The sequence below is a fragment of the Gordonia marina genome (genome assembly GCF_052036135.1).
Lineage (GTDB): Bacteria > Actinomycetota > Actinomycetes > Mycobacteriales > Mycobacteriaceae > Gordonia.
In genome coordinates this window covers 1-24723 of record NZ_JBPSDN010000009.1, presented here as the reverse complement: position 1 = coordinate 24723, position 24723 = coordinate 1, and the positions used below count along the sequence as shown (strand labels likewise).

The following is a 24723-nucleotide window of genomic DNA, read 5'->3' as shown; positions in this document are numbered from 1 at the left end:
TTCCGCGACGGTCTGCGCGACCGGGACCCGGGCTGCGGCGGTCAGCGCAGCGCGCGGCGCAGGATCTTGCCGGTCGCGGTGCGCGGCAGGGACGCGACCAGTTCCACCTCGCGCGGATACTTGTAGGCGGCGAGTCGTTCCCGGCAGTAGCCGATCACCTCGCCGGCGGTGAGTTCGGCGCCGGCGCGCGGCACCACGAAGGCCTTCACCGTCTCGCCGCGGTATTCGTCCGGGATACCGGTGACCGCGGCTTCGGCGATGTCCGGGTGCCCGGCCAGCACCCGTTCCACCTCCGACGGCCACACCTTGTAGCCGGCCGCGTTGATCTGGTCCTTCTTGCGATCGACCACGTAGAACCAGCCGGCCGAATCCATGAAGCCGACGTCGCCGGTGTGCAGGGCGCCGCCGGAGAAGGCGTCCGCGGTGGCGGCCGGGTCGTGCCAGTAGCCGGGGATCACCTGCGGACCCATCGTGACCAACTCACCGATCTCCCCGACGGGGAGATCGCGGCCGTCGTCGTCGACCACCCGGACCACGGTGTCGAACACCGGGACGCCCACCGACAGGACGCCCGACTCGGGGTCGACCGGTGCGGCGATCCCGGGCGGCACGGCGTGCGACGGCGAGGTGGTCTCGGTCTGGCCGTACACGTTGTGGATGTAGCCGCCGAGCCGCTGCGCGAGCCGATCGGCCAGCTCGGGGTCGACCGGCGCGCCGCCGGAGTACCGCAGACGGAGGGAAGCCAGATCGTCCGGGTCCACTCCCGGATCGTCGGCCAGCGCGATGTACGCGGTGATCACCGCCGCGCAGAACGCGGGCCGGTGGCGGCGACAGGCCTCGGCGATCACGCGCGGATGGAAACGATGCGTCAGCACCAGCGGTGCGGCGTTGATCATGGCCAGCGTCACGGCGCCGACGAGTCCGGTGACGTGGAAGACCGGCGCCAGTGCGAGGATCGGTTCACCCTCGATCAGGCCGGTCCAGTCCCGGTAGACCTGGGCGTTGAACGCCAGATTCGCGTGGGTCACCTGCGCGCCCTTGGGCGGCCCGGTGGTCCCCGAGGTGGTGGTGAGCACCGCGATGTCCGACGGCCCGACGCGCCGCTCCGCGAGAGCCTGCCGCGCGCGGGCGTCGGGCTCGTGCTCGGCGATCAGGCGCACCAGGTCGACGGTGTCGGCGGGCCGCTGCTCGGTGACGCCGTCGAACAGCCGCGGGTCGTGCTCGGTCTGGAAGTCGAGGGCGGAGGCGGTCACCACCACGCGCACGCCGGTGGTGCCGGGGGCCAGCACCGGACGGACCAGGTCCCGGTAGAGGTCGTCGAGGACGACGAGCGCGGACGGGCTGAACGCGGACAGGCTCCGGCGCAGTTCGTCGGGGGTGGACATCGGGCTGAGCGGTGCGGCGATGCCGCCGGCCTTCCACGCGGCGACCAGGCCGATCAGGAACGCGGGGTCGTTCTGCAGGCAGAGCGCGAGCCGATCGCCGGGCTCGAAACCTCGAGCCATGAGCAGTGCGGCGAGCGCCTCGGCGGCGTGATCGACCTGCGCCCAGGTGAGGCCGCCGTCGAAGTAGTGGAGCGCCGGCTCCCCGGGCTTGCGGGCGACGGTGTCGTCGAAGATCTCGAGCGCGGTCGCGAACGCCCGCCGGAGATGCGGCGGGCGGCCCGGGGGATAAACCTCGAGCCAGGGGCGTTCGTCGTACCCGCTCACGCGGCCAGTCTAAGCATCCGCATCCGTCCCGTAGGCTGTTCAGTGTGACTGAACAGGCCGACGTCGGTGTCGGGGCGACCGTCCGTGGGCTCCGCCGGGAGCGGGGCGTCACCCTGCGCGCGCTGGCGGCCCGGGTGGGGATCAGTCCGGGCACCCTGAGCGCGATCGAGAACGGCAAGGTCGCCGTCACGCTGGACCGGCTCGGGCAGCTCGCGGACGCGCTCGACGTGGTCCCGGCCGCCCTGATCGAGCCGCCGGCCGTCGCCGCACCCGTACCGTCCGAACCCCTCGACGGCGACTGGACGGAGTTCGCCGCGCTCGACCTGGACCCGGTCCTGGCGGCGGCCGTCGAGGTCTTCGCCGAGACCGGCTATCACGGCGCCACCATGCGGGTCGTGGCGGCGGCCGCCGATCTCAGCGTGGCCGGAATCTACCGGCATTACCGCGGTAAACAGCATCTTCTGGTCGCACTCGCCGATGCTCAGCTCGCCGACCTGGGCTGGCGCATCGAGGCCGCGGAGGCTTCCGCCGAGGCGCCCGCGGCGGCGTTCGCGGCGATGGTCCGTGCGCTCGTGCTGTGTCAGGTGCGGCGGCGAGATCTGGCCTTCATCGTCGAGACCGAACTGCGCAGCCTGCAGGAGCCGGACCGTTCGAGGATCGACGCCGCCCGCCGGGCCGTCGATCGGCGCTTCGCCGAGGCGGCACGTGCGGCGGTGCGGACCGGGCGGTTCGCGGTGGCCGATCCGGGGTCCGGAGCGCAGGCCGTGGTCTCCCTCTGCCGGGCGATTCCGTTCCGGTTCGCCGGGGGGCCGCTGCCCGACGGCCGCGCCCTCGCAGTGGAGTACGCCGGGCTCGCACTGTCCATGATGTCCGGGTCAGTTCAGCCTGACTGAACATCGCGTGATCGCCTGACTCGGCGCAAAAGCACTGTTCACAGCAATTTCCGTGAAGCCTTGACCCATGCGCCGATGTGTGTGATTCTCATCTCAGTCACCGAGTGAACGATCGTTCGCGTCGGCGACGTGAAACCCGAATCCGCACCGGAAGGCCCCGTGATGACCGAATCTCCTGCTCTCTCCGACCTGCTCGCCGACTCCCCGTCCAACTGGGGCAAGTGGGGTCCGGACGACGAGGTCGGCAGCCTCAACTACCTGACGCCCGAGCAGGTGCTGCGCGGCGTGTCGCTGATCAAGCGCGGCGCTCTGTTCACCCTGCAGCGCCTCATCGGCGACCCGAACGGTGACCCGGTGTGGCCCGGGCGTGAGCCGGCCACCCGCGAGATGGTCTGGGACGAGTCGGACTGGGACGAGGGTGGCGAGGGCCCGCAGTTCCCCGGTGGCCTGCACTACGCCGACGACAAGCTGGAGGCCTTCCTGCAGGGCTCCACGCAGTACGACGCGCTCGGTCACGTCTGGTACGACGGGCAGATCTGGAACGGCTACGACGCCCGCACCACCATCGGCGGTCTGGACAAGGCCAGCGTGGAGCCGATCGCCCAGCGCGGTGTCGCCGGGCGCGCCGTCCTGCTCGACCTCGCCCGCTGGCGCGGGGTGGACGCGATCGGCGCGCGTGAGCCCTTCAGCCACGAGGACCTGCTCGCCTGTGCCGCCGCGCAGGGCGTCGAGCTGCGTCCCCGGGACATCCTGATCATCCGCACCAACCACCTGGCGCTGTTCTTCAAGGACGCGGACGCGTTCTACGCCGATTTCTGCGAGCCAGGCCTGGTGTACTCGCCGGAACTGGTGCGGTGGTTCGCCGACATGGAGATCCCGAACCTGGTCACCGACACCATCGCCAACGAGGTCACCACCGATCCGGACAACGGCGTCGCGCTGGTGCTGCACAACGCCCTGATGCGCAACCTCGGCATCGCCTTCACCGAGATCTGCGACCTGGAGAAGCTGGCCGCCGACTGCGCCGAGGACGGCGTGTACGACTTCTTCTACGTCGCCGCTCCGCTGAAGATCCACAACGCCAGCGGCTCGCCGGTGAACCCGGTGGTGATCAAGTGACCTACGCGGATCGGCCCTGGCTGGCCCGCTATCGGCCGGGCATGCCCGCCGACATCGAGACCGAGTACCCGTCGGCGCTGGCGGTGTTCGACGCCGCCGTCGCCCAGTCTCCCGACGACGACTTCCTGCAGTACTTCGGGACGTCGCAGACCTTCGCCGACGTGGACCGGGCGTCGCGGGCGCTGGCCGCCGCGCTCGCCGGGCGGGGATTCGGCCGTGGCGACCGGCTCGCCCTCTTCGTGCAGAACAATCCCGCGTTCGTCATCGGCATGATCGCCGCATGGCGGCTGGGCGGTACTGCGGTCGCCATCAACCCGATGAACAAGGAACGCGAGCTCACCTACCTGCTGACGGACTCGGGCGCGACCGCCCTGCTCGCCCTGGACGACCTGTACGCCACGGTCGGTAAGCCGGTGATCGAGGGCTGCGGCACCGCCGTGACCACGGTGATCACCTGCTCGCCGCTCGACATGCAGGACCGCGACGACGAGCGGCTGTTCGGTGACTACCGGCGCGTGCGCACCGAGGGCGCCCTCGATCTCGCCGAGATCATCGCCGCCGGTGGCGGTGACGATCTGCCCGATCCGGACCTGGGGAGCGATGACGTGGCCGTGCTGGCCTACACCTCCGGCACCACCGGCGACCCGAAGGGGGCGATGAACACCCACGGGAACTTCGCCTTCAACGCGCAGACCTACCGCGACTGGACGGGTCTGGAGCCCGGCGAGGGGATCCTCGGGATCGCGCCGCTGTTCCACATCACCGGGCTGGTCGGGCACATCATGGCGGCCATGCTGATCCGTGCGCCGCTCGTGCTGGCGCACCGCTTCGATCCGGCCGTCATGCTCGACGCGATCCGCGAATACCGGCCGGTGTTCACCATCGGTGCGATCACCGCGTTCGGTGCCCTCGCCGCGGCGCCCGGGGCCGGCCCGGACGACTTCGCCAGTCTCCGGGTCCTCTATTCCGGTGGTGCGCCGATCGCGCCGGCGGTGGGCGACCGGCTGGAGCAGGTCTTCGGCACCTACATCCACAACATCTACGGCCTCACCGAGACCAATTCGCCGTCGCACGCCGTTCCCCTCGGGGTGCGGGCACCGGTGGACCCGGTGTCGGGTGCGCTCTCGGTCGGCGTGCCGGTGTTCAACACGGTGGTGCGGGTGGTCGGTGCGGACGGCACGGACGTCCCGGCCGGCGAGATCGGCGAGTTCGTCACCTCCGGGCCGCAGGTGGTGCCGGGGTACTGGAACAAGCCCGAGGCCACCGCGTCGTCGATTCCCGGCGGTGCGCTGCACACCGGCGACGTCGGGTTCATGGACTCCGACGGCTGGTACTACGTGGTCGACCGCAAGAAGGACATGATCAACGCGTCCGGCTACAAGGTGTGGCCCCGGGAGGTGGAGGACGTCCTCTACACGCATCCGGCGGTGCGCGAGGCCGCGGTGGTCGGCGTTCCCGACGAGTACCGCGGCGAGACGGTGAAGGCCTTCGTGTCACTGCAACCGGGCGCCACGGTGGATCCGGCGGAGATCATCGAGTTCTGCAAGGCGCAGATGGCGGCGTACAAGTACCCGCGGTCGGTCGAGATCGTCGAGGAACTGCCGAAGACGGTGACCGGCAAGATCCTGCGCAGGCAGCTGCGCGACGAGGCGGCCGGCTGACGCTCGGGCGTCGCTGATGAAACGGCGGACTTGTGGGTCGTGGCGACCCACAAGTCCGCCGTTCGCCGATGCGGTGGCGGGTGGGTGGCGCGCCGGTGTTCGCCGTCGACGAACCGGGGACGGGGAGGGCCGGGCCGACCTTGCACTCTCCCGGGGCGAGTGCTAAAAACGAGGTTGGCACTCACGGCATGTGACTGCCAGGTCGGGACGGTGAGGCCGGTCCAACAGACACCCCGGTCGTCCGTCGCGGGCACCGAGTCCGGCCCAGAGAACCTAGTGTCACCCCCTACCGGAGGATCACTTACCAATGGCAAAGCAGATTGCTTTCGACGAAGAGGCCCGTCGCGGACTCGAGCGGGGCCTGAACGTCCTCGCCGACACCGTCAAGGTCACCCTCGGCCCCAAGGGCCGCAATGTCGTCCTGGAGAAGAAGTGGGGCGCCCCCACCATCACCAACGACGGCGTCTCGATCGCCAAGGAGATCGAGCTCGAGGATCCCTACGAGAAGATCGGCGCCGAGCTCGTCAAGGAGGTCGCCAAGAAGACCGACGACGTCGCGGGCGACGGCACCACCACCGCCACCGTGCTGGCCCAGGCGCTGGTCCGCGAGGGCCTGCGCAACGTGGCCGCCGGCTCCAACCCGATGGGTCTGAAGCGCGGCATCGAGAAGGCCGTCGAGGCCGTCTCCACCTCGCTGCTCGACTCCGCCACGGAGATCGAGACCAAGGAGCAGATCGCCGCCACCGCCGGTATCTCGGCCGGTGACCAGTCGATCGGCGACCTGATCGCCGAGGCCATGGACAAGGTCGGCAACGAGGGTGTCATCACCGTCGAGGAGTCGAACACCTTCGGCCTGCAGCTGGAGCTCACCGAGGGCATGCGCTTCGACAAGGGCTACATCTCGGGCTACTTCGTCACCGACGTCGACCGCCAGGAGACCGTCCTGGAGGATCCGTACATCCTCACCTACTCGGGCAAGATCTCGACCGTGAAGGACCTGCTCCCGCTGCTGGAGAAGGTCATCCAGGCCGGCAAGTCGCTGCTCATCATCGCCGAGGACGTCGAGGGCGAGGCCCTGTCGACCCTGGTCGTGAACAAGCTGCGCGGCACCTTCAAGTCCGTCGCCGTCAAGGCCCCGGGCTTCGGTGACCGCCGCAAGGCCATGCTCGCCGACATCGCCATCCTCACCGGTGGCGAGGTGATCAGCGAAGAGGTCGGCCTCTCGCTGGAGACCGCCGAGCTGACCTCGCTGGGCACCGCCCGCAAGGTCGTCGTCACCAAGGACGAGACCACCATCGTCGACGGTGCCGGTGACGCCGAGCAGATCGCCGGCCGCGTGGCCCAGATCCGCAACGAGATCGAGAACAGCGACAGCGACTACGACCGCGAGAAGCTGCAGGAGCGCCTGGCCAAGCTGGCCGGCGGTGTCGCGGTGATCAAGGCCGGTGCCGCCACCGAGGTGGAGCTCAAGGAGCGCAAGCACCGCATCGAGGATGCCGTGCGCAACGCCAAGGCCGCCGTCGAAGAGGGCATCGTCGCCGGTGGCGGCGCGGCCCTGCTGCAGTCCGAGTCGGCCATCGACGGCCTGTCGCTCTCCGGCGACGAGGCCACCGGCGCGCAGATCGTCAAGGTCGCGCTCTCGGCTCCGGCCAAGCAGATCGCCGTCAACGCGGGCCTGGAGCCCGGCGTGGTCGCCGACAAGATCCGCAACTCGCCGAAGGGCACCGGCCTCAACGCCGCCACCGACGAGTACGAGGACCTGCTGGCCGCCGGCATCAACGACCCGGTGAAGGTCACCCGCTCGGCGCTGCAGAACGCGGCCTCGATCGCGGCTCTGTTCCTCACCACCGAGGCCGTCGTCGCCGACAAGCCGGAGAAGAACCCCGCCCCGGCCATGCCGGGCGGCGACGAGATGGGCGGCATGGGCTTCTGATCTGATCAGAACCCGCGCTCGCCGGTCGAGCGTAGTCGAGACCCACCGCACCGAAGGCCGGTCACCCGCACGGGTGACCGGCCTTCGCGTTGCCGTCGGTCGAGAGTGGGCCACCACGAAGCGGCTGGCATCGCACCTCGGATCGCCGAATCAGTCCAGACGAGGGAGGCGGCGGGGGCCGGGGCCGTCATGCCCGAGGACGTCGCCCGGATTGGTGTACGGGCACGCCGTCAACGACAGGCAGCCGCAACCGATGCAGCCGGCCAGGTTGTCGCGCAGGGCCACCAGTGCGTCGATCCGCCGGTCCAGGTCGGCGCGCCAGGTGCCGGCCAGGTGCGCCCAGTCGCGGCGGGTCGGCGGCCGGTCGTGCGGCAGGTCGTCGAGCGCCGCTTTGATCCGGGCCAGCGGGATGCCGAGCGTCTGCGAGGCGCGGATGAACGCGACGAGCCGCAGTGTGTCGCGCCGGTACTCCCGGCGGTTGCCCGCGGTCCGGCGGCTGGTGATCAGGCCGAACTGCTCGTAGTAGTGCAGGGTCGAGACGGCGACGCCCGCGCGGGCGGCCACCTGGCCGGGTTTCAGCCAGAGTTCACCGGCCGGGATCTCGCCGCTCACGGCCCTCCTTGACATCAAGTGCACTTGATGAAGTCCACTGTAGGCATGAACGGAAAGCGGGTGGCGCGATGAGCATGGAATCGGTGGCGTGGGACGTCATGTACAAGTCGATGACGTCGACGCAGGCGCCGTCTCGGGCCGATCGCCGGGCGACGGTACGCCGGATCCTGACCTTCGCGCGGCCGCACCGGCGCCGCATCGCGGTGTTCCTGGCGCTGTCGGTGGTGACCGCGGTGCTCACCGTGGTGACCCCGCTGCTGGCCGGGCGCGTGGTGAATCTGATCGCCGCCGCCGACCCGGCGGCCACGGCGACGATCGTCTGGCTGGCGGTGGCGATCGCGGTGATCGCCGTCGCCGAGGCCGGGGCCGGCATCGGCACCCGCTGGCTGTCAGCGAACCTCGGGGAAGGGCTCATCCTGGATCTGCGCCGGGCGGTGTTCGACCACGTCCAGCGCATGCCGGTCGCGTTCTTCACCCGGACCCGGACGGGTGCGCTGGTCAGTCGGCTGAACAACGACGTGATCGGCGCCCAGCGCGCTTTCAGCGACACCCTCTCCGGGGTGGTCTCGAACTTCGTCTCGCTGATCCTGACTCTCGGGGTGATGTTCGCGATCAGCTGGCAGATCACCCTGCTGGCGCTGGTGCTGCTCCCGGTCTTCGTGGTGCCGGCCCGCCGGATGGGCAAGCGGATGGCGGGGCTGGCCCGGGAGGCCGCCGAGTACGACGCGCGGATGTCGACGCAGATGACCGAGCGGTTCTCCGCCCCGGGTGCCACCCTGGTGAAGCTCTTCGGCCGCCCCGAAGCGGAGTCCGCGGAGTTCGCCGGCCGGGCCGACGCGGTCCGCGACATCGGCGTCCGCCAGGCGATGCTGCAGGCCTACTTCTACACCGCGCTGATGCTGGTCTCGGCGCTGGCGCTCGCCCTGATCTACGGGCTCGGCGGCGCCCTCGCGGTGCACCAGCATCTCTCGGCCGGTGCCGTCGTCTCGCTGGCGCTGCTGCTCACCCGGATGTACGCCCCGCTGACCGCCCTGGCGAACGCCCGGGTGGAGGTGATGAGCGCGCTCGTCAGTTTCGAGCGGGTCTTCGAGGTGCTCGACCTGACGCCGCTGATCGCGGACCGTCCCGGGGCCGTCGACGTGCCGGACCCCGAGCACGGCGTCAGCGTCCGCTTCGACGGCGTGTCGTTCGGCTACCCCGCGGCCGACAAGGTCTCCCTCGCGTCGCTGGAGGAGGTCGCGCAGCTCGACAGCCGCGGCGGCGAGCAGATCCTGCACGACATCGACCTCGACGTCCCGGCCGGGACCATGGTCGCACTGGTCGGCAGCTCCGGCGCGGGCAAGTCGACCATCGCCTCGCTCGCCACCCGCCTGTACGACGTCGACGCCGGCCGCGTGACCCTCAACGGTGTCGACGTGCGCGACCTGACCTCCGCCTCGGTGCACGCCGCGGTCGGACTGGTGACCCAGGACGGGCACCTCTTCCACGACACCGTGCGGGCGAACCTGGCGCTCGCCGCACCCGGCAGCACCGACGACGAACTCTGGTCCGCCCTCGCGCGGGCCCGGCTCGACGACCTGGTCCGGTCGTTGCCGAACGGGCTCGACACCGTCGTCGGCGAGCGCGGCTACCGGCTGTCCGGCGGCGAGCGGCAGCGCCTCACCATCGCGCGGCTGCTGCTGGCGCGGCCGTCGGTGGTGATCCTCGACGAGGCCACCGCGCACCTCGACTCGACGTCGGAGGCCGCGGTCTCGGCGGCCCTCGGCGAGGCGCTGGCCGGGCGGACCTCGCTGGTGATCGCGCATCGCCTGTCGACGGTGCGGGCCGCGGACGAGATCGTCGTGCTGGAAGCGGGCCGGATCGTCGAACGCGGCGACCACGCGACGCTGCTGGCCCTCGGCGGCCGGTACGCCGAGCTGTACCGGACCCAGTTCGCGACCACCTGATGCCGCCGGTGGTTTCGGTGACACGGACTGCGGTGCGGGCAGACGGCGAGATAGCCTGAACGGCGTGACCGCGACTCCTGGTGCCCCCAGTCCCTTTCCGAGCCTCCCGAACTTCCGCGATCTGGGCCACTGGCCGGCCGCCGACGGGAAGACCGTCAAGCCCGGCCTGGTATTCCGCAGTACCGAGTTCCTGAACACCAGTGACACCGACCGGGCGGGGGTCGAAGCGCTCGGGCTGCAGACGATCGTCGACCTGCGCACCGATCCGGAGAGCGCGCAGTGCCCGGACCCGTCGCTCCCGGGCGTGCGCGGACTGCACCTGAACATCCTGGAGGACGCCACCGGTTCGGCCCTCGGCGCGAACCTGGGCAAGGTGATGGACGACCCGGCGTCGTTGCACGCCGTCGTGAGCGAGTTCACCGTCGACAAGGCGAAGGCCGCGATGATCGAGACCTACGACGAGCTGATCAACTCCGCGAGCGCGCAGAAGTACTACCGCGAGTTCTATTCGACGATGCTCGCCGGTGAACTCACCCCGACGCTCTTCCACTGCACCACGGGGAAGGATCGCACCGGGTGGGCCGCGGCGTCGTTCCTGACGCTGATGGGCGTCCCCATCGAGGACGTCTACACCGACTATCTGCTCACCAACGACCGGCTGCTGCCCGCGCTGTCCCCGATCATCGCCAAATTCGAGGGAATGGGCGGGCAGGCCGACGCGATCAATGCGGTTCTCGGTGTCGAGAAGGACTACCTGGACGTCGCGTTCTCGCTGGTCGAGAAGGGCTGGGGCTCGTTCGACGGGTACGCCGAGAAGGTGCTCGGCCTCGACGCGTCCGCGATCGGCACGCTGCGCGAACGGTACCTGGCCGGTGCCTGACACGAGCCCGGCTCGCGGGGTGCGCCGGCCCGCCTCGTGCTCGGCGCGGCCCGCATGACGACGGCCGGCCTGCCCGCGCTCAGCCCCATCTCGGTTCTTCCGAATCTGCGCGACCTCGGCGGCTGGACCGGGGCCGGTGGGCGGCCCGTCCGCACGGGAAAGCTGTTCCGCTCCACCGATTTCCGGTCGGTGCCGGCCGGTGCTCGCGATGTCCTGGCGCCGCTGCGCCTGCGTACCGTCTACGACCTCCGGTCGGCGGCGGAGCGGCGCGCACTGCCCGACCCGGCGATCGACGGTGTGACCGGTGTTCCGCTCGACGTGCTTGCCGACCGCGCACAGGCGGTGCCCGGTGACCTCGGCCGGATCCTCGACGATCCGGAGGTGGTCCACCGGCTCACCGCGCAGATGGACGGTGCGGTCGCCGAGTTGATGGCCGACACCTACCGCGGCTTCGTCACCATGGGGAGCGCGAAGGCGTCGTACCGGCGCCTCTATCTCGGGCTGCTGGGTGAGGACCACGGTCCGGCGCTGTTCCACTGCACGACGGGCAAGGATCGCACCGGATGGGCCGCGGCGAGCTTCCTCTCCGTGATGGGCGTCGATCGCGACGCCGTGTACGCGGACTATCTGGAGACCAACAACCGGCTGCTGCCCGCGCTGGCGCCGCTGTTCGACAGGTTCGCGTCCCTCGGCGGTGACCCGGAACTCCTGAAGCCGCTGCTCGGCGTCGACCGCAGCTACCTCGACGCCGCGTTCGGCGAACTGGAGAAGACCTTCGGCGACGTGGCCACCTATTTCGCCGACGGACTGGGTATCGACGCCGACGCGCAAGCGCGTTTGCGTGACACCTTCCTCTCAGACTGAGACACCCGCCGAAAACCAGGTCCGGGAAAGGTAGGTTTACTCCATGGCTGTCTCGATATCCAACGAATTCGACATCAACGCCCCCGCGTCCGTGGTGATGGAGGTCCTGCAGGACATTCCGGCGCTCCCGGACTGGTCCAGTGCGCACAGCGCGGCGGAGGTCCTCACCACGCACGACGACGGCACGCCCGACAAGGTGAAGATCACCGTCGGCATGGTCGGCATCAACGACACCCAGGAGCTGGCCTACACCTGGACCGAGAACGTCTGCTCGTGGACGCTGCTGGAGAGTTCCCAGCTGTCCGAGCAGCAGGGCTCGTACACGCTGACGTCCACCGGGGAGAACTCGACGCACGTCGTCTTCGCGCTGGAGATCGACCTGAAGATCAAGCTGCCCGGCTTCCTGGTCAAGAAGGGCCAGAAGGCGGCCGCCGAGACCGCCCAGAAGGGTCTGACCGCCGAGTCGGAGCGCCGCGCCGCCGAGTAGCCCGTTCCGGCGTCACTCATCGAGTGATCTGCGACGCCGTCCCGCCCTCACCCGTCGCGCGGGCGCATCTGCCGATAGGGTGGGGGTGTGGACGACTACATCTCCCTCGACAACATCGAGATCGGCGCGGACCTGAGCAAGGTGTCCGGCCGCAAAGCCCTGCAGAACGTCGTTGACCTGACCGACACCAGTGGCTTCGTCGTCGTCGATGACGACGATGACGACCCGATCCTGCTCACCCTTCCCCAGCGCAATGTGGTCGACACCTGGCGCGAGGACTACCCGTACGACGAGCGGATGGACCGCGGCGAGTACGAGACCCAGAAGCGTCTGCTGCAGGTCGAGCTCCTCAAGCTGCAGAAGTGGACCAAGCAGAACGGCATCCGCCACCTGCTGGTCTTCGAGGGGCGCGACGCCGCGGGCAAGGGTGGCACCATCAAGCGCTTCAACGAGCACCTCAATCCCCGCGGTGCGCGCATCGTCGCGCTGGAGAAGCCGTCCGAGCGCGAGTCCACCGAGTGGTACTTCCAGCGCTACGTGCAGCATCTGCCGGCGGCCGGCGAGATGGTCTTCTTCGACCGCTCCTGGTACAACCGCGCGGGCGTGGAGCGAGTGATGAGCTTCTGCACCCCCGAGCAGTACCGGCAGTTCCTCGAGCAGGCCCCGGCCTTCGAGAAGATGCTGGTCGACGACGGCATCAGCCTGGTCAAGTTCTGGTTCTCGGTGAGCCCGCTGGAGCAGCGCACCCGGTTCGCGATCCGGCAGATCGACCCGGTGCGCCAGTGGAAGCTGTCGCCGATGGACCTGGCCTCCCTGGACCGCTGGAACTCGTACTCCGATGCCAAGGAGAACATGTTCGCCGAGACGGACACCGACTGGGCGCCGTGGACCGTGGTGAAGAGCAACGACAAGAAGCGCGCTCGCCTCAACGCGATGCGGTACGTGCTGAGCCTGCACGAGTACGACGGCAAGGATCACGAGCTGGTCGGCGAGCCCGATCCGCTGATCGTGGCCCGTGCGCGCGACACCATCGGTGAGTGATCGGCTGACGTGCGTTCCTTCCTGACCGGAATCCTCGTCGCCGTCGCCGGCATCGCCATGATCATCGCGGTGCCCACCATGTGGAGCACCGTGACGGTGGTGTCGGCGAGCGGGTTCACCGATGCCGCCGCGCAGGCCGCTGAGAAGCCGCAGGTACAGGAGTACTTCGCCGGCAAGATCGCCGACGAGGTCTCGGCGGCCACCGACATCCCGCTCACCGCGAGCGTGGTGAAACCGCTGGCGACGCAGTACACGCAGAGCCCGCAGTTCGTCACGGACTTCACCGAGATCGCCCGGCAGCAGCACGCCTGGCTGTTCACCGCGCCGGGACCGCGCACCAGCCTGCACGAGATGGACCTGGACATCACTCCGATGGTGAACTCGGCGCTGCTCGACGCACCGATCCAGCTGCACCTCGACCGGCAGATCATCGTCCCGGTGGATCAGAACCGGCTCACCGCGGGCTCGATGGAGCAGACGGGCAAGCAGCTGACCGTGGCCGCCTGGGCGTCGGTGATCGTCGCGGCGATCGCCGGGATCCTGGCGCTGGTGCTCGGCCGCAACCGCGCGGCGGTGATCGCCTGGCTCGGTATCGATGCGTTCGCGGCCGGAGTGATCGGCGCGCTGATCGCCACCTACCTGCAACGACGCGCGGCCGACAGCGTCTCGGCGAGCGACCTGAGCACCCAGCAGACCGTCAAGGTGGTGGCCGGTGACATCCTGCACCAGCTGACCGTGACCTCGCTGATCACCGGCGGTGTGGGTCTCCTGGTGGCGCTTCTCGGTGTCATCGCGACGGTCGCTCTCCGCCGCCGGGCGTAGCTATCAGCTCGCCCCGCCGGACGGGCCCCTCAGGGCCCGGCCGTGTCGAGACGTCTCTCTTGGCTGGTGGTTCGTTTCGACTCGTCCCGGGTCCTGAGCTGGCGCGGCGGAGCGTGCGACGACGCGGCGTCGAAGGGCGCCCTTGCGGGCTCGGGTCGGCTCAACGGGCTGGTGGGGGCTGGGGTCGGGTCAACGGGCTGGTGCGCTCGGGTCGGCTCAACCGGCTGGTTGGGGCTCGGGTCGGCTCGGCGGGCGGTCGTTGTCAGCTCGTTGAGCCGGACGGGCCCGCTGGGGCCCGGCCGTGTCGAAACGCCTCTCTCGACTGGTGGTTCGTTTCGACTCGTCCCGGGTCCTGAGCTGGCGCGGCGGAGCGTGCGACGACGCGGCGTCGAAGGGCGCCCTTGCGGGCTCGGGTCGGCTCAACGGGCTGGTGGGGGCTGGGGTCGGGTCAGCGGGCTGGTGCGCTCGGGTCGGCTCAGCGGGCTGGTGGGGTCGGGGCGGATCAGCCACCGGCGGGCGGAGTGAGCGCGCAATCCCCGCAGTAGCCGCCCGTCGACGACCGGTAGTAGAGGCAGCAGCTCCGGCGGCGCCGGGTCACCGGATCGAGCGCGTCCGCGAGCCGGGGATCGGACAGCGTCTCGGCCACCAGCCCGGCGCTGGCCGGGCCGAGCAGCGCACCCGTGCTGACCACGCACGACGCGGCGTTCCCCCAGAGCAGTCCCGCCGAGACGTCTGCGCTCCACGCCGCGACCAGCGGCTCCAGCTGCCGGTCGAGCACTTCCCCGGCCGGGGTGCCGCCCGGCCGGGCCAGGCCGGTGTGGAGAGTCGTCGTCGTGCCGTCCCGGCGGAACCGCAGGGTATCGGGGTCCAGATCGGCGCTGCGCCCGGTCAGCAGGGCCGTGCCGAGGGCGACCGACCACAGATGCGCGGCGTAGTCGAGGAACAGCATCGAGACGGCGACGCGCCTCTCGCTGGTGCCGAGCGCGGCGGCGAGACCGTCGAACAGCGGGCCCGCGACATCCGGATCGCGGAGTCGTCGCGTCGGAAGACCCACCTGCTCCTCGCCGGGGCCGTGGTGCAGCTCGAAGTAGGGGGTGACCGCCCGGATCCGGGTCAGCGCGTCGGCCAGGCCGGGGTCCCCGGAGGTCATCCGGTCACCGCCGCGCCCGGATCACCGCCGATCGTGCGCCACAGGAACTCGTAGGCGAGCGCCGACTTGAACGCGGCCTGCGCGTTGTCGGCGGCCCCGCCGTGCCCGCCCTCGATGTTCTCGAAGTACGCCGGGCGGTAGCCCATCTCCTCCATCCGCGCCACGAACTTGCGGGCGTGCCCGGGGTGGACCCGGTCGTCGCGGGTGGAAGTGGTCATCAGCAGCGGCGGGTACTCGGCGTCGGCGGTCAGCCGCTGGTACGGCGAGTACTCGCCGAGGAAGGCCCACTCGTCGGGGTCGTCGGGGTCGCCGTACTCGGCCATCCACGACGCGCCGGCCAGCAGCAGGTGGTAGCGCTTCATGTCCAGCAGCGGCACCTGGCAGACCAGTGCGCCGAACAACTCGGGATAGCGGGTCAGCATGACGCCCATCAGGAGACCGCCGTTCGACCCGCCCTGGGCGCCGAGCTGCGCCGGCGTCGTGAAGCCCCGGGCGACCAGGTCGCGCGCGACCGCCGCGAAATCCTCGTACACCAGGTGACGCCCGGCCTTCTGCGCCTGCGTGTGCCAGGCCGGGCCGTACTCGCCGCCGCCGCGGATGTTGGCGACCACGTAGCTGCCGCCGCGGGCGATCCAGCTGCGGCCGGCGATCGCCGAATAGCCGGGTGTCAGCGAGTTCTCGAAACCGCCGTAGCCGTACAGCAGGGTGGGGCGCGGCCCGTCGCCGTCGTCGCGCTGGACCACGAAGTAGGGGATGGCGGTGCCGTCATCGGACGTGGCGAAGAACTGCCGGGCCGTCACGCCGATGGCATCGAAGAACTCCGGCGCGGACTTGAGCACGTCGACCCCGGTGGTCGCGTCGCCGTACAGCAGGCTCGGTGCCTGCGTGAACGAGCTCGCGCTGAGCCAGATCTCGTCGCTGTGGTCGGGATCGGTGTCGATGACCGACACCGTCGCGAACTCGGGGAGGCCGGTGATCGGTGCCGGTTCCCAGTCGTCGAGCGTCAGCACCTGGATGCGGGTGGCGACGTCGTGCAGCGTGGTCAGCACCAGCCGGGTACGGGTGAAGGCGTACGACTCCAGGCTGGTGTGCGCGTCCGGGACGAAGAGCGCGCGGTGTGTGCGGTCGCCGGCCAGGAACGCCGGGTAGTCGAAGACCAGGAGCGATCCGGTCGGGCGCACCACGCTCCCTGAGCCCGTCGAGGGGTCGCCGATGGTCCAGTCCTGCCGGGGCATCACCAGGAGGTGATCGTGGTGCACCGCGAAGTGCGCGTCGGTCGGCACGTCGATGAGTACCGGCTCTCCCGAGGTCAGGTCGTACGAGAGGGAGTTGAAGAAGTCGGTCGACCGGGACGCGAAGTGGCGCTCGAAGCCGGGCGTGTGGTCGTAGGAGACACCGGCCGCGACGTCGCTCACCTCGCCCGCGTAGACCGTCGGGGCGTCGTCGAGGGCGGTGCCGCGGACCCAGCGTCGCGCGGTGCGCGGGTAGCCGGACGTGGTCATCGCGGGCAGCCCGTCGGGCGTCGACGCGAAGTCGGTGCCGACGTACACGGTGTCCCGGTCGATCCAGGAAACCGAACTCTTGGCCTCGGGCAGGGCGAATCCGCCGTCTTCCGGGGCGACCCAGGCACGCTGCGCCACATCGAATTCCCGCACGACGGTGGCGTCCGCGCCGCCGCGCGAGAGTGCGACCAGTGCGCGGTCGTAGTCGGGGAAGCAGAGGCTGACGCGCGCCCACACCCAGTTCTCGCCTTCGGCGTCGGCGAGTGCGTCGACGTCGATCAGGACGTCCCAATGTGTGCTGTCGGTGCGATACGAGTCGAGCGTGGTGCGCCGCCACAGTCCCTTCGGGTTCTTCGCGTCGCGCCAGAAGTTGTACAGGTACTCCCCGCGGCGGCGGACGTACGGGATCTTGTCGTCGGTGTCGAGCACTTCCAGCGCCCCGGCTTCCAGTTCGGCGAAGCGCGGCGAGCCGGTCAGCTCGGCGACCGTCGGTTCGTTGTGCGCCCGCACCCAGTCCAGGGCCCGCTCGCCGGTGACGTCTTCCAGCCAGAGATAGGGATCGTTGTCCACCCGGCCAGGCTAGCGCTCGGACCCTCCGCGATCCGTCGCGGATCTTGTCGGCGATCGCCGGACGTCGCTGATCTTGCCGGATCCAGGGTCATCCCCGCGACGGATTTCGGGCACGACAGAATCCGCGACAGATTCCTCCGGATGCCGCTCGTCAGGCGACGGGGTCGGGGAGTTCGCCCGTGCGGATGGGGCAGCGGGTGTGGGAGTAGATGGTCGGCATGCACTCGTTGCAGTGCACGCACTTCGACGCCGTCGCCGGGTCGGCGGCGATGCGGCGCGGCAGGTCCGGCTCGCGCAGGAGGGCGCGGCCCATCGCCACGAAGTCGAAGCCCTCGGCCAGGGCCAGGTCCATGCTCGCCCGGTCGGTCACCCCGCCCAGCAGGATGACCGGCAGTGCGGTGGCCGCGCGCAGTTCGCGGGCCAGCGGCAGCAGGTAGGCGTCGCGGTACGGGTAGGCCTTCAGGAAGAAGGGGCCGCCGATCTTCAGGCCGGCCCGCATCGGCCCGTGGAAGGCCCGCGCGAACGACGCGCGCGGCGCGGCGCCGTGAAACAAGTACATCGGGTTCAGCAGCGAACTGCCCGCGGTCGGTTCGATCGCGTCGAGATGACCGTCGGCCTCGAAGAGCCGGGCCACCTCGCAGGCCTCGTCGACGTTGAAGCCGCGCCACGGCTTCGGACCGCGGCCGGGACCGGGGCGGCCCACGCCGTCGTACATGTTGAGCTTGGCCCAGACCGCGACGCCGGATCCGACCGCCTCCCGGACGGATTCGAGGACCTCGCGGGCGAGTCGTGCGCGGTTCACCAACGACCCGCCGTACGCGTCACGACGGTGATTGAGCAGCGGTGAGAGGAACGAGCTGAGCAGATAGTTGTGGCCGCAGTGCACCTCGATCGCGTCGAACCCGGAGTCGACGGCGAGGCGGGCCGCATCGGCGAACCGCGTCCGCAGCGCTGGGATCTCGTCGAGGCCGATCTTGTGCGTCAGCGACATGCCCATCGGCGCGGGGATGGCGCCCGGGCCCAGCGCCTTGGCGCCGTTCGAGGTCGAGTTCGCCACCGCGCCGGCGTGCCCGAGCTGCGCCGCGGCCAGCGCACCCTCGTCGTGGATCGCGCCGGTCAGGCGGCGCAGGCCCGGCACCGCCGCCTCGCGCAGCCAGATCTGATGGCGGTCGGTGCGGCCCTCCGGCGAGATCGCGCAGTACGCCACGGTGCTGATCGCGACGCCGCCCGCCGCGTGCTCCCGGTGGAACTCGATCAGGTCGTCGGTGACCAGCGCCTCGGGGGTCATCCCCTCGAAGGTCGCGCACTTGATCAGCCGGTTGCGCAACCGCAGCGGGCCGAGCCGGGCGGGTGCGAACGGGTCGACGGGCGGCGTGCCGGAAACGGGAGGCATACCAATATGAGAACACGTTCTATTTCTGGTCATCAATCCGCGGGCTGCCGAACGGCTCCGGGGGAGTGCTCACCGAGTGGCGGCGCCGGCCAGTTCGGGGGCCTCGTCGTCGGCGCGCTCCGGCGTCTCGCCCGGAATCGACGTGCCGCGGATCGAGCAGCCCGCGGTCTCGCGCAGGAACAGCAGCGCCACCATGCCGATGACGCACGCGCCCATCAGATAGACGGCGGGGAAGAGGTTCCAGCCTGTGGAACTCACGACCGCCTCGTTGACCAGCGGCGCGGTACCGCCGAACAGCGCCGTCGACAGGTTGTACGAGACGGCGAAGCCCGCATAGCGTACGTGCGTGGGGAACATCGCCGGGAAAGTGGCCGAGATGGTCGCCAGCTGCGGGATGTAGAGGATGCCCAGCACCACGAAACCGGCGATCGCCCAGCCGAAGCCCTGACCCATCAGCCAGTACATCGGTAGCGACAGCACGAACAGGCCGGCCAGCGACGCCCACCACATCGGTTTGCGGCCGGTCCGGTCCGACCAGCGGCCGAAGAACGGGATCAGGCACATCATCGCGACCTGGCCGATCAGCACCACCGCCGAGCCGGCGTCCTCGGACAGGCCGATGGTGCTCTTCAGGTACTCCGGCTGGAAGGCGAGCAGGGTGTAATTGGCGACGTTGAGCGCCACCACCATGCCGAACATGATCGCGATCGGCCGCCAGTAGTCGACGACGGTCTGCTTCAGCTTGGCCCAGGTGGAGACCTCCACCTCCTCGGTCACGTGCTCCTCGATCTCGGTGAAGACCGGGGAGTCCTCCAGCTGCGATCGCAGGTAGAGGCCGACCAGACCCAGTGGGAGCGCGAGCAGGAACGGCAGGCGCCAGCCCCACGTGTACATCTGGTCGTCGGTGAGCGCGAGGTTCAGCAGCAGCACCAGCGCGGTGCCCGAGGCGAATCCGGCGAGCGTGCCGAATTCGAGGAAGCTGCCGTAGCGGCCGCGCTTGCGGTCCGGTGAGTATTCGGCCATGAAGGTCGCCGCACCGCCGTACTCGCCGCCGGTGGAGAAGCCCTGGATCACCCGCAGCCCGATCAGCAGAATCGGCGCCCAGACCCCGGCGACCGCGTGTGTCGGCAGGACGCCGATCAGCGCGGTGGACAGGGAGATCAGCAGAATGGTGATCGCCAGGACGTGTTTGCGGCCGAGGCGGTCGCCGATCGGGCCCCAGATGAAGCCGCCCAGCGGCCGCAGGACGAACGAGATGGCGAAGCCCAGCATGGTGCCGATGGCGCCGAGCGATCCCGGGAAGAAGGCGTGGGTGAGGTAGGTGGCCGTCGCCGCGTAGACGCCGTAGTCGTACCACTCGGTGGCGTTGCCGATGGCGGATGCGGAGATCGCCTTCCGGATCACCGAAGGATCGGGGTCGGGCGCCTTCTCCGGGAGGGCGGGCAGATCTCGGGTATTTGCGGGGCTCATGTTCGGGTCCGGTTCTGGTGTCGATGTGTGTGCGTTGTGTATGTCGCGACCTCTGCTGCATCGACCTCTACTCGGGTCCGTCGGCGATGTCGCCCGCCCCGCGCCCACGACCGCCACGACCGCACCGGACTTCTCCCGGGTGACCTGCGCGGGAGCGGAAAGTCGGCAAATCCCCCAACAGTTCATCGAACATATGTTCGACACGCGGGTTCGGCCGGGTCCGTGAGCGACGCATCGCACCCGGTTCACAGCGGGGGTGGAGAGTGGCACGCGGCACGTCCAGGGGCCTGCGCGCACGCGCGCCGAGGTCTAGTCTGGACGCCGTGACTGAACACTTTGACACAGTTGTCCTTGGGGCTGGTCCGGGTGGGTATGTGGCCGCGATCCGGTCCGCTCAGCTCGGCATGAAAACCGCGGTGATCGAGGAGAAGTGGTGGGGAGGTGTCTGTCTGAACGTCGGCTGTATCCCGTCGAAGGCGCTGCTGCGCAACGCGGAGCTGGCGCACGTGTTCAACCACGAGGCGAAGGTCTTCGGCATGTCCGGCGACGTCTCGTTCGACTTCGGCGCCGCCTTCGACCGCAGCCGCAAGGTGTCCGACGGCATCGTCAAGGGCGTTCACTTCCTGATGAAGAAGAACGGCATCACCGAGATCGACGGCTACGGCATCTTCGAGGGGCCCAAGACGCTCCGGGTCGGTGACCGCGTCATCACCTTCGACAACGTCATCATCGACACCGGTTCGACGGTCCGCCTGCTCCCGGGCGTGGAGCTGTCCGAGAACGTCGTCACCTACGAACAGCAGATCCTCACCCGCGACCTGCCCGGCTCCATCGCCATCGTCGGCGCCGGCGCGATCGGCATGGAGTTCGGCTACGTCCTCGCCAACTACGGCGTCGACGTCACCATCATCGAGTTCCTGCCGCGCGTCCTGCCGAACGAGGACGAGGAGATCTCCAAGGAGATCGCCAAGCAGTACAAGAAGCTCGGCGTCAAGATCCTCACCGGCACCGCCGTGCAGACCGTCGACGACCAGGGCTCACAGGTCGTCGTGACCTACAAGGACCCGAAGGGCGCCGAGGCCGGTATCACCGTCGACAAGGTCCTGATGTCGGTCGGCTTCGCCCCGCGCACCGAAGGCTTCGGCCTGGAGAGCACCGGGGTGGAGCTCACCGATCGCGGCGCCATCGCGATCGACGACCACATGCGCACCAACGTGCCCGGCATCTACGCCATCGGCGACGTCACCGCGAAGCTGATGCTCGCGCACGTGGCCGAGGCACAGGGCGTGGTCGCCGCCGAGACGATGGCCGGCGCCGAGACCATGCCGCTCGGTGACTACCGGATGATGCCGCGCGCCACGTTCTGCCAGCCGCAGGTCGCCTCCTTCGGGCTCACCGAGGCGCAGGCGAAGGACGAGGGCTACAACGTGAAGGTCACCAAGTTCCCGTTCTCCGCCAACGGCAAGGCGCAGGGCCTGAACGCGACCGCCGGTTTCGTCAAGCTGGTCACCAACGCCGACACCGACGAACTGCTCGGCGGCCACCTGGTCGGCGACAACGTCTCCGAGATGCTGCCCGAGCTGACCCTCGCGCAGAAGTGGGACCTCACCGCACGTGAACTGGCCCGCAACGTGCACACCCACCCGACCATGAGCGAGGCGCTGCAGGAGACCTTCCACGGCGCCATCGGCCACATGATCAACCTGTAGGTTCACCCGGCGCGGTTCCACCTGCCGGATCCCGTTGCTCCACCCGGAACAGACCGGGTGGAGCAACGGGATTCAGGTGCGCGAACGGAGAGCGGTGGTCGAGGATCACCGCGCGTCGGCGGGCTTCTTCCGGTAGAGCGAGCGGGTGACGGCCGGGGCGAGCACCGATGCGATCATCATGCAGATCGCCATGCTCAGCAGGGAGAGGGCGGCGTTGCCGCCGAGGCCGCTCAGCTCGCGGTCCTGGGTGATGTCGCCGCTGAGAGCCACGAAGCCCATCGACCCGGGCACCATGAGCCAGAAGGTCGGCAGAAAGACCACCAGGACCCCCGGGTTGTTCCGGATGTGGGCGTTCAGCGCCCAGCACACCAGCAGTGCGGCGCCCAGGGCGAGGCCGCCGGCGAACGCCGGGTTGATGGCCTGTTGCAACAGCTGGGTGAGCCAGAAGGTGCCGAAGCCGACCAGCACGGTCGCGGCCCACGCCGCCCTCGGGGTGCAGAAGTACAGAATGGCGCCCACGGCGAAGATCGGCGCGGCCACCCAGAGCACCCACGACGGCGCCTGCGTGATCGTCAGATCCCGGAGCTCCTGCTGGGTGACGCCGACGATGTCGATGGCCAGGGCCAGACCGAAGGCCATCGACAGCAGCACCACGAGCGCCGAGATCAGCCGGGTGGAGCCGGCGATCATGTCGCCCGTGGTGAGTTCGATGAGGGCGGTGGTCAGCGCGGCGCCCGGGATCAGCGTCAGCACCGGGATCACCGCGAGCCGCACCGGATCGGCATCGGTGACGTGGATGGCCCACAGCGTGATCACCAGCGCGGACAGGAAGGTCAGCAGCACCGGCATCAGAGCGGCCAGGGTGCCCTTGATGCTGCTCCACAGGGAGATCGCGGCGATCGGAACGGAGACGATGACGGCGATGAGGGTGGCGTTGAAACTCATCCGGAAGCAGAGCGAGAAACCGAGCGCCATCAGCGCGTAGCCGAGGATCCGGATGATCGGGTTGACCGGGGGCCGGGACGTGGAGATCGCGTGCAGCCGGGCGCGCGCTTCGTCGATCGGCAGCGCGGCCTCTTTGAGTTGATGCACCAGATGCTCGGTGGCGGCGATCTGGTCGAACCGGAACGACCCCCGGGTGTTCGAGACCGCGACCTTTCCGGTGCTCCGGTTCAGCGAGATGATGTAGCTCGCGAAGACCTCGCTGGTGATGTCGGCGCCGTACGCCCTGCAGATCTGGTCGAGCACCATGCTGGTCTCCGGGACCGGATACGACGACCTGGTGAGCGCGTCGCCGATGTCGGCGACGAGGATCGCCATTTCGTCGTCGCTGGTGCCGCCCTGCTGCGGCGTGCCGTCTGCCATGTGCCCTGACCTCGGTCTCTGCGGTGGTCGTGGAGAGTGTATCGGTCCGCCGCCCGCGCCGAACGACCTCGTCGGAGTCCGCGCCCGACGGCTGACACGGAATGCGCGCGACGGGTCTGCCGAGCCTGGTCGACCGGTCGATTCGGGCGGAATCCATGCAATCTGTGCCATCTTTCGCAACTCGCCGCCGTACCGCCGGGAGAAGCCGAGTGGGGAGTGAGATCGCGGTGTAAGTAGTTAGGTATGACGACGACTGTTCTGCACAACGCCCGCTTGATCGACGGCAACGGCGGCGATCCGATCGACGACGCCGTGCTGGTGATCGACGGGGACAAGATCGCCTATGCCGGACCGGCGTCGGGTGCGCCGGCCGCCGACGATTCGGCCACCAAGGTCGATCTGGGGGGCAACACCATCTGCCCCGGATTCTTCGACGTCCACGTCCACCTGTCGCTGCCCGGCACCAAGGGGTCGCCGATCATGGCGGCGATGGTGCCGCCGTCGTACCGCTACTTCCAGCTGATCGCGCGGCTGAAGACCACGCTGGAGGCCGGCGTGACCACGGTCCGCGACCTGATGGGCGTCGACGTGGGCGTGCGCGACGCCGTCGCACACGGCCTGATCGAGGGCCCGCGCGTGCTGGTCGCCGACAAGATGCTGAGCCAGACCGGCGGCCATGCCGACTTCCACATCCCGTCGGGGCTGTCCGGCACCGAGCTGGTCGGCGGTGTGCTGGTCGACACCGTCGACGAGGCGCGGGTCGAGGCGCGCAAGCTGTGCCGCGAGGGCGTCGACGTCATCAAGGTGGCTTCCTCCGGCGGCGTCACCTCGCCGAACGACCAGCCCGACTACCTCGGCGCCCGCGAGGAACTCGTCGCCGCGGTGGTCGAGGAGGGGCACAACTACGGTGAGCGCCCGGTCGCCGCGCACGCGATCGGCCTGCCCGGCATCGAGGCCGCGGTCAACGCGGGCGTCCGCAGCATCGAGCACGGCTACGCGCTGACCGACGAACTGCGCAAGAAGATGGTGGAGAACGGCCAGTTCCTGGTGCCGACACTGCTGGAGACGCTCAAGCCCGACACCGCGACCCCGCAGGCCGTGGCCAAGAGCGAGAAGTGGCACAAGATCGCGCAGGACTCGGTGCGTGCCTCGGTGGAGGCCGGCATCAAGATCTGCACCGGCACCGACGCCGGCCTGGTCCCCGATCACGGTGAGAACCTCGGCGAGGTCGGCCTGCTGGTGAAGTTCGGCGGCATGACCCCGTTGCAGGCGATCACCGCGGCCACCAAGAACTCTGCCGAACTGTGCGGTCTGCTCGACACCCTGGGCACCCTGGAGGACGGCAAGATCGCCGACGTCGTGGTGGTCAAGGGCGACCCGAGCCAGGACGCCGACCTGGTCGGTGACAACGCCAACATCCTGCTCGTGGTCAAGGAGGGCAAGGTCAAGAGCAACCGCGGGTCGTTCGCGGTCTGACACGTCGTTCCCGGCAGCGGGGGGGGGGGGGGGGGGGGGGGGGGGGGGGGGGGGGGGGGGGGGGGGGGGGGGGGGGGGGGGGGGGGGGGGGGGGGGGGGGGGGGGGGGGGGGGGGGGGGGG

At 69.7% G+C, this 24723-nt stretch carries 19 protein-coding genes; 12 read left to right on the top strand and 7 right to left on the bottom strand.

Annotation, left to right across the window (positions count from 1 at the left end; translation table 11 throughout):
* Positions 1 to 41 precede the first annotated feature (41 nt).
* The gene (locus ACSEEN_RS07435; protein ID WP_440712802.1) at positions 42 to 1709 is read right to left on the bottom strand and encodes a class I adenylate-forming enzyme family protein; all 1668 of its coding nucleotides are present in this window, start codon (positions 1707 to 1709) and stop codon (positions 42 to 44) included.
* 44 nt (positions 1710 to 1753) lie between these two features.
* Here ACSEEN_RS07435 and ACSEEN_RS07430 point away from each other — a divergent pair, with 44 nt between their 5' ends.
* The 4 genes from ACSEEN_RS07430 to groL all read left to right on the top strand — a co-directional run bounded on the left by ACSEEN_RS07430 (position 1754) and on the right by groL (position 7315).
* Positions 1754 to 2602, top strand: coding sequence for a TetR family transcriptional regulator (locus ACSEEN_RS07430; RefSeq protein WP_440712801.1), 849 nt, complete (start codon positions 1754 to 1756; stop codon positions 2600 to 2602).
* Positions 2603 to 2764: 162 nt separating this feature from the next.
* Positions 2765 to 3721, top strand: a complete 957-nt coding sequence (locus tag ACSEEN_RS07425; RefSeq protein ID WP_298441245.1) for a cyclase family protein — start codon at positions 2765 to 2767, stop codon at positions 3719 to 3721.
* Positions 3722 to 3762: 41 nt separating this feature from the next.
* Positions 3763 to 5382, top strand: a complete 1620-nt coding sequence (locus tag ACSEEN_RS07420) for a class I adenylate-forming enzyme family protein (protein WP_440712870.1) — start codon at positions 3763 to 3765, stop codon at positions 5380 to 5382.
* A 307-nt stretch (positions 5383 to 5689) separates the two neighbouring features.
* Complete coding sequence (gene groL, locus ACSEEN_RS07415) at positions 5690 to 7315, top strand: chaperonin GroEL (protein WP_371307254.1); 1626 nt, start codon at positions 5690 to 5692, stop codon at positions 7313 to 7315.
* Positions 7316 to 7465: 150 nt separating this feature from the next.
* On the opposite strand, the gene soxR is transcribed toward groL, so the two are convergent.
* Entirely contained in the window at positions 7466 to 7927 is a 462-nt protein-coding gene (gene soxR, locus ACSEEN_RS07410; RefSeq protein WP_247865295.1) for a redox-sensitive transcriptional activator SoxR, read from the bottom strand.
* Positions 7928 to 7995: 68 nt separating this feature from the next.
* On the opposite strand from soxR, the gene ACSEEN_RS07405 reads away from it, so the two are divergent.
* From ACSEEN_RS07405 to ACSEEN_RS07380, 6 genes are all read left to right on the top strand, one after another.
* Positions 7996 to 9873, top strand: a complete 1878-nt coding sequence (locus ACSEEN_RS07405; RefSeq protein ID WP_440712800.1) for an ABC transporter ATP-binding protein — start codon at positions 7996 to 7998, stop codon at positions 9871 to 9873.
* Positions 9874 to 9937: 64 nt separating this feature from the next.
* Positions 9938 to 10753 carry a tyrosine-protein phosphatase gene (locus ACSEEN_RS07400; protein ID WP_440712799.1) on the top strand — a complete coding sequence of 272 codons (816 nt, stop codon included), beginning with the start codon at positions 9938 to 9940 and terminating at the stop codon, positions 10751 to 10753.
* A 54-nt stretch (positions 10754 to 10807) separates the two neighbouring features.
* Complete coding sequence (locus tag ACSEEN_RS07395; RefSeq protein WP_440712798.1) at positions 10808 to 11617, top strand: tyrosine-protein phosphatase; 810 nt, start codon at positions 10808 to 10810, stop codon at positions 11615 to 11617.
* 43 nt (positions 11618 to 11660) lie between these two features.
* Positions 11661 to 12104 carry an SRPBCC family protein gene (locus tag ACSEEN_RS07390; protein ID WP_247865291.1) on the top strand — a complete coding sequence of 148 codons (444 nt, stop codon included), beginning with the start codon at positions 11661 to 11663 and terminating at the stop codon, positions 12102 to 12104.
* 87 nt (positions 12105 to 12191) lie between these two features.
* The gene (ppk2, locus tag ACSEEN_RS07385; protein ID WP_440712797.1) at positions 12192 to 13145 is read left to right on the top strand and encodes a polyphosphate kinase 2; all 954 of its coding nucleotides are present in this window, start codon (positions 12192 to 12194) and stop codon (positions 13143 to 13145) included.
* A 9-nt stretch (positions 13146 to 13154) separates the two neighbouring features.
* Positions 13155 to 13967 carry a hypothetical protein gene (locus ACSEEN_RS07380; RefSeq protein WP_440712796.1) on the top strand — a complete coding sequence of 271 codons (813 nt, stop codon included), beginning with the start codon at positions 13155 to 13157 and terminating at the stop codon, positions 13965 to 13967.
* Positions 13968 to 14469: 502 nt separating this feature from the next.
* Here the strand turns inward: ACSEEN_RS07380 and ACSEEN_RS07375 are convergent.
* From ACSEEN_RS07375 to ACSEEN_RS07360, 4 genes are all read right to left on the bottom strand, one after another.
* The gene (locus ACSEEN_RS07375; RefSeq protein ID WP_440712795.1) at positions 14470 to 15117 is read right to left on the bottom strand and encodes a (2Fe-2S)-binding protein; all 648 of its coding nucleotides are present in this window, start codon (positions 15115 to 15117) and stop codon (positions 14470 to 14472) included.
* Positions 15114 to 17189 carry a prolyl oligopeptidase family serine peptidase gene (locus ACSEEN_RS07370; protein ID WP_440712794.1) on the bottom strand — a complete coding sequence of 692 codons (2076 nt, stop codon included), beginning with the start codon at positions 17187 to 17189 and terminating at the stop codon, positions 15114 to 15116. Before ACSEEN_RS07370 ends, ACSEEN_RS07375 begins: the two co-directional genes overlap by 4 nt.
* Before the next feature lie 151 nt (positions 17190 to 17340).
* Complete coding sequence (locus ACSEEN_RS07365; protein ID WP_440712793.1) at positions 17341 to 18582, bottom strand: oxidoreductase; 1242 nt, start codon at positions 18580 to 18582, stop codon at positions 17341 to 17343.
* A gap of 69 nt (positions 18583 to 18651) precedes the next feature.
* Positions 18652 to 20052 (bottom strand): MFS transporter, encoded by a 1401-nt coding sequence (locus ACSEEN_RS07360; protein ID WP_440712792.1) that lies wholly within the window; start codon positions 20050 to 20052, stop codon positions 18652 to 18654.
* Between the two features lie 323 nt (positions 20053 to 20375).
* Between ACSEEN_RS07360 and lpdA the strand changes: the two genes are divergently transcribed.
* Entirely contained in the window at positions 20376 to 21761 is a 1386-nt protein-coding gene (gene lpdA / locus ACSEEN_RS07355; RefSeq protein ID WP_247865282.1) for a dihydrolipoyl dehydrogenase, read from the top strand.
* A 105-nt stretch (positions 21762 to 21866) separates the two neighbouring features.
* Here the strand turns inward: lpdA and ACSEEN_RS07350 are convergent, their stop codons facing one another.
* Positions 21867 to 23126 carry a threonine/serine exporter family protein gene (locus tag ACSEEN_RS07350; protein WP_440712791.1) on the bottom strand — a complete coding sequence of 420 codons (1260 nt, stop codon included), beginning with the start codon at positions 23124 to 23126 and terminating at the stop codon, positions 21867 to 21869.
* A 243-nt stretch (positions 23127 to 23369) separates the two neighbouring features.
* On the opposite strand from ACSEEN_RS07350, the gene ACSEEN_RS07345 reads away from it, so the two are divergent.
* On the top strand, positions 23370 to 24602 hold the full coding sequence (locus tag ACSEEN_RS07345) for a metal-dependent hydrolase family protein (RefSeq protein ID WP_298444971.1): 1233 nt from the start codon (positions 23370 to 23372) through the stop codon (positions 24600 to 24602).
* Positions 24603 to 24723 lie beyond the last annotated feature (121 nt).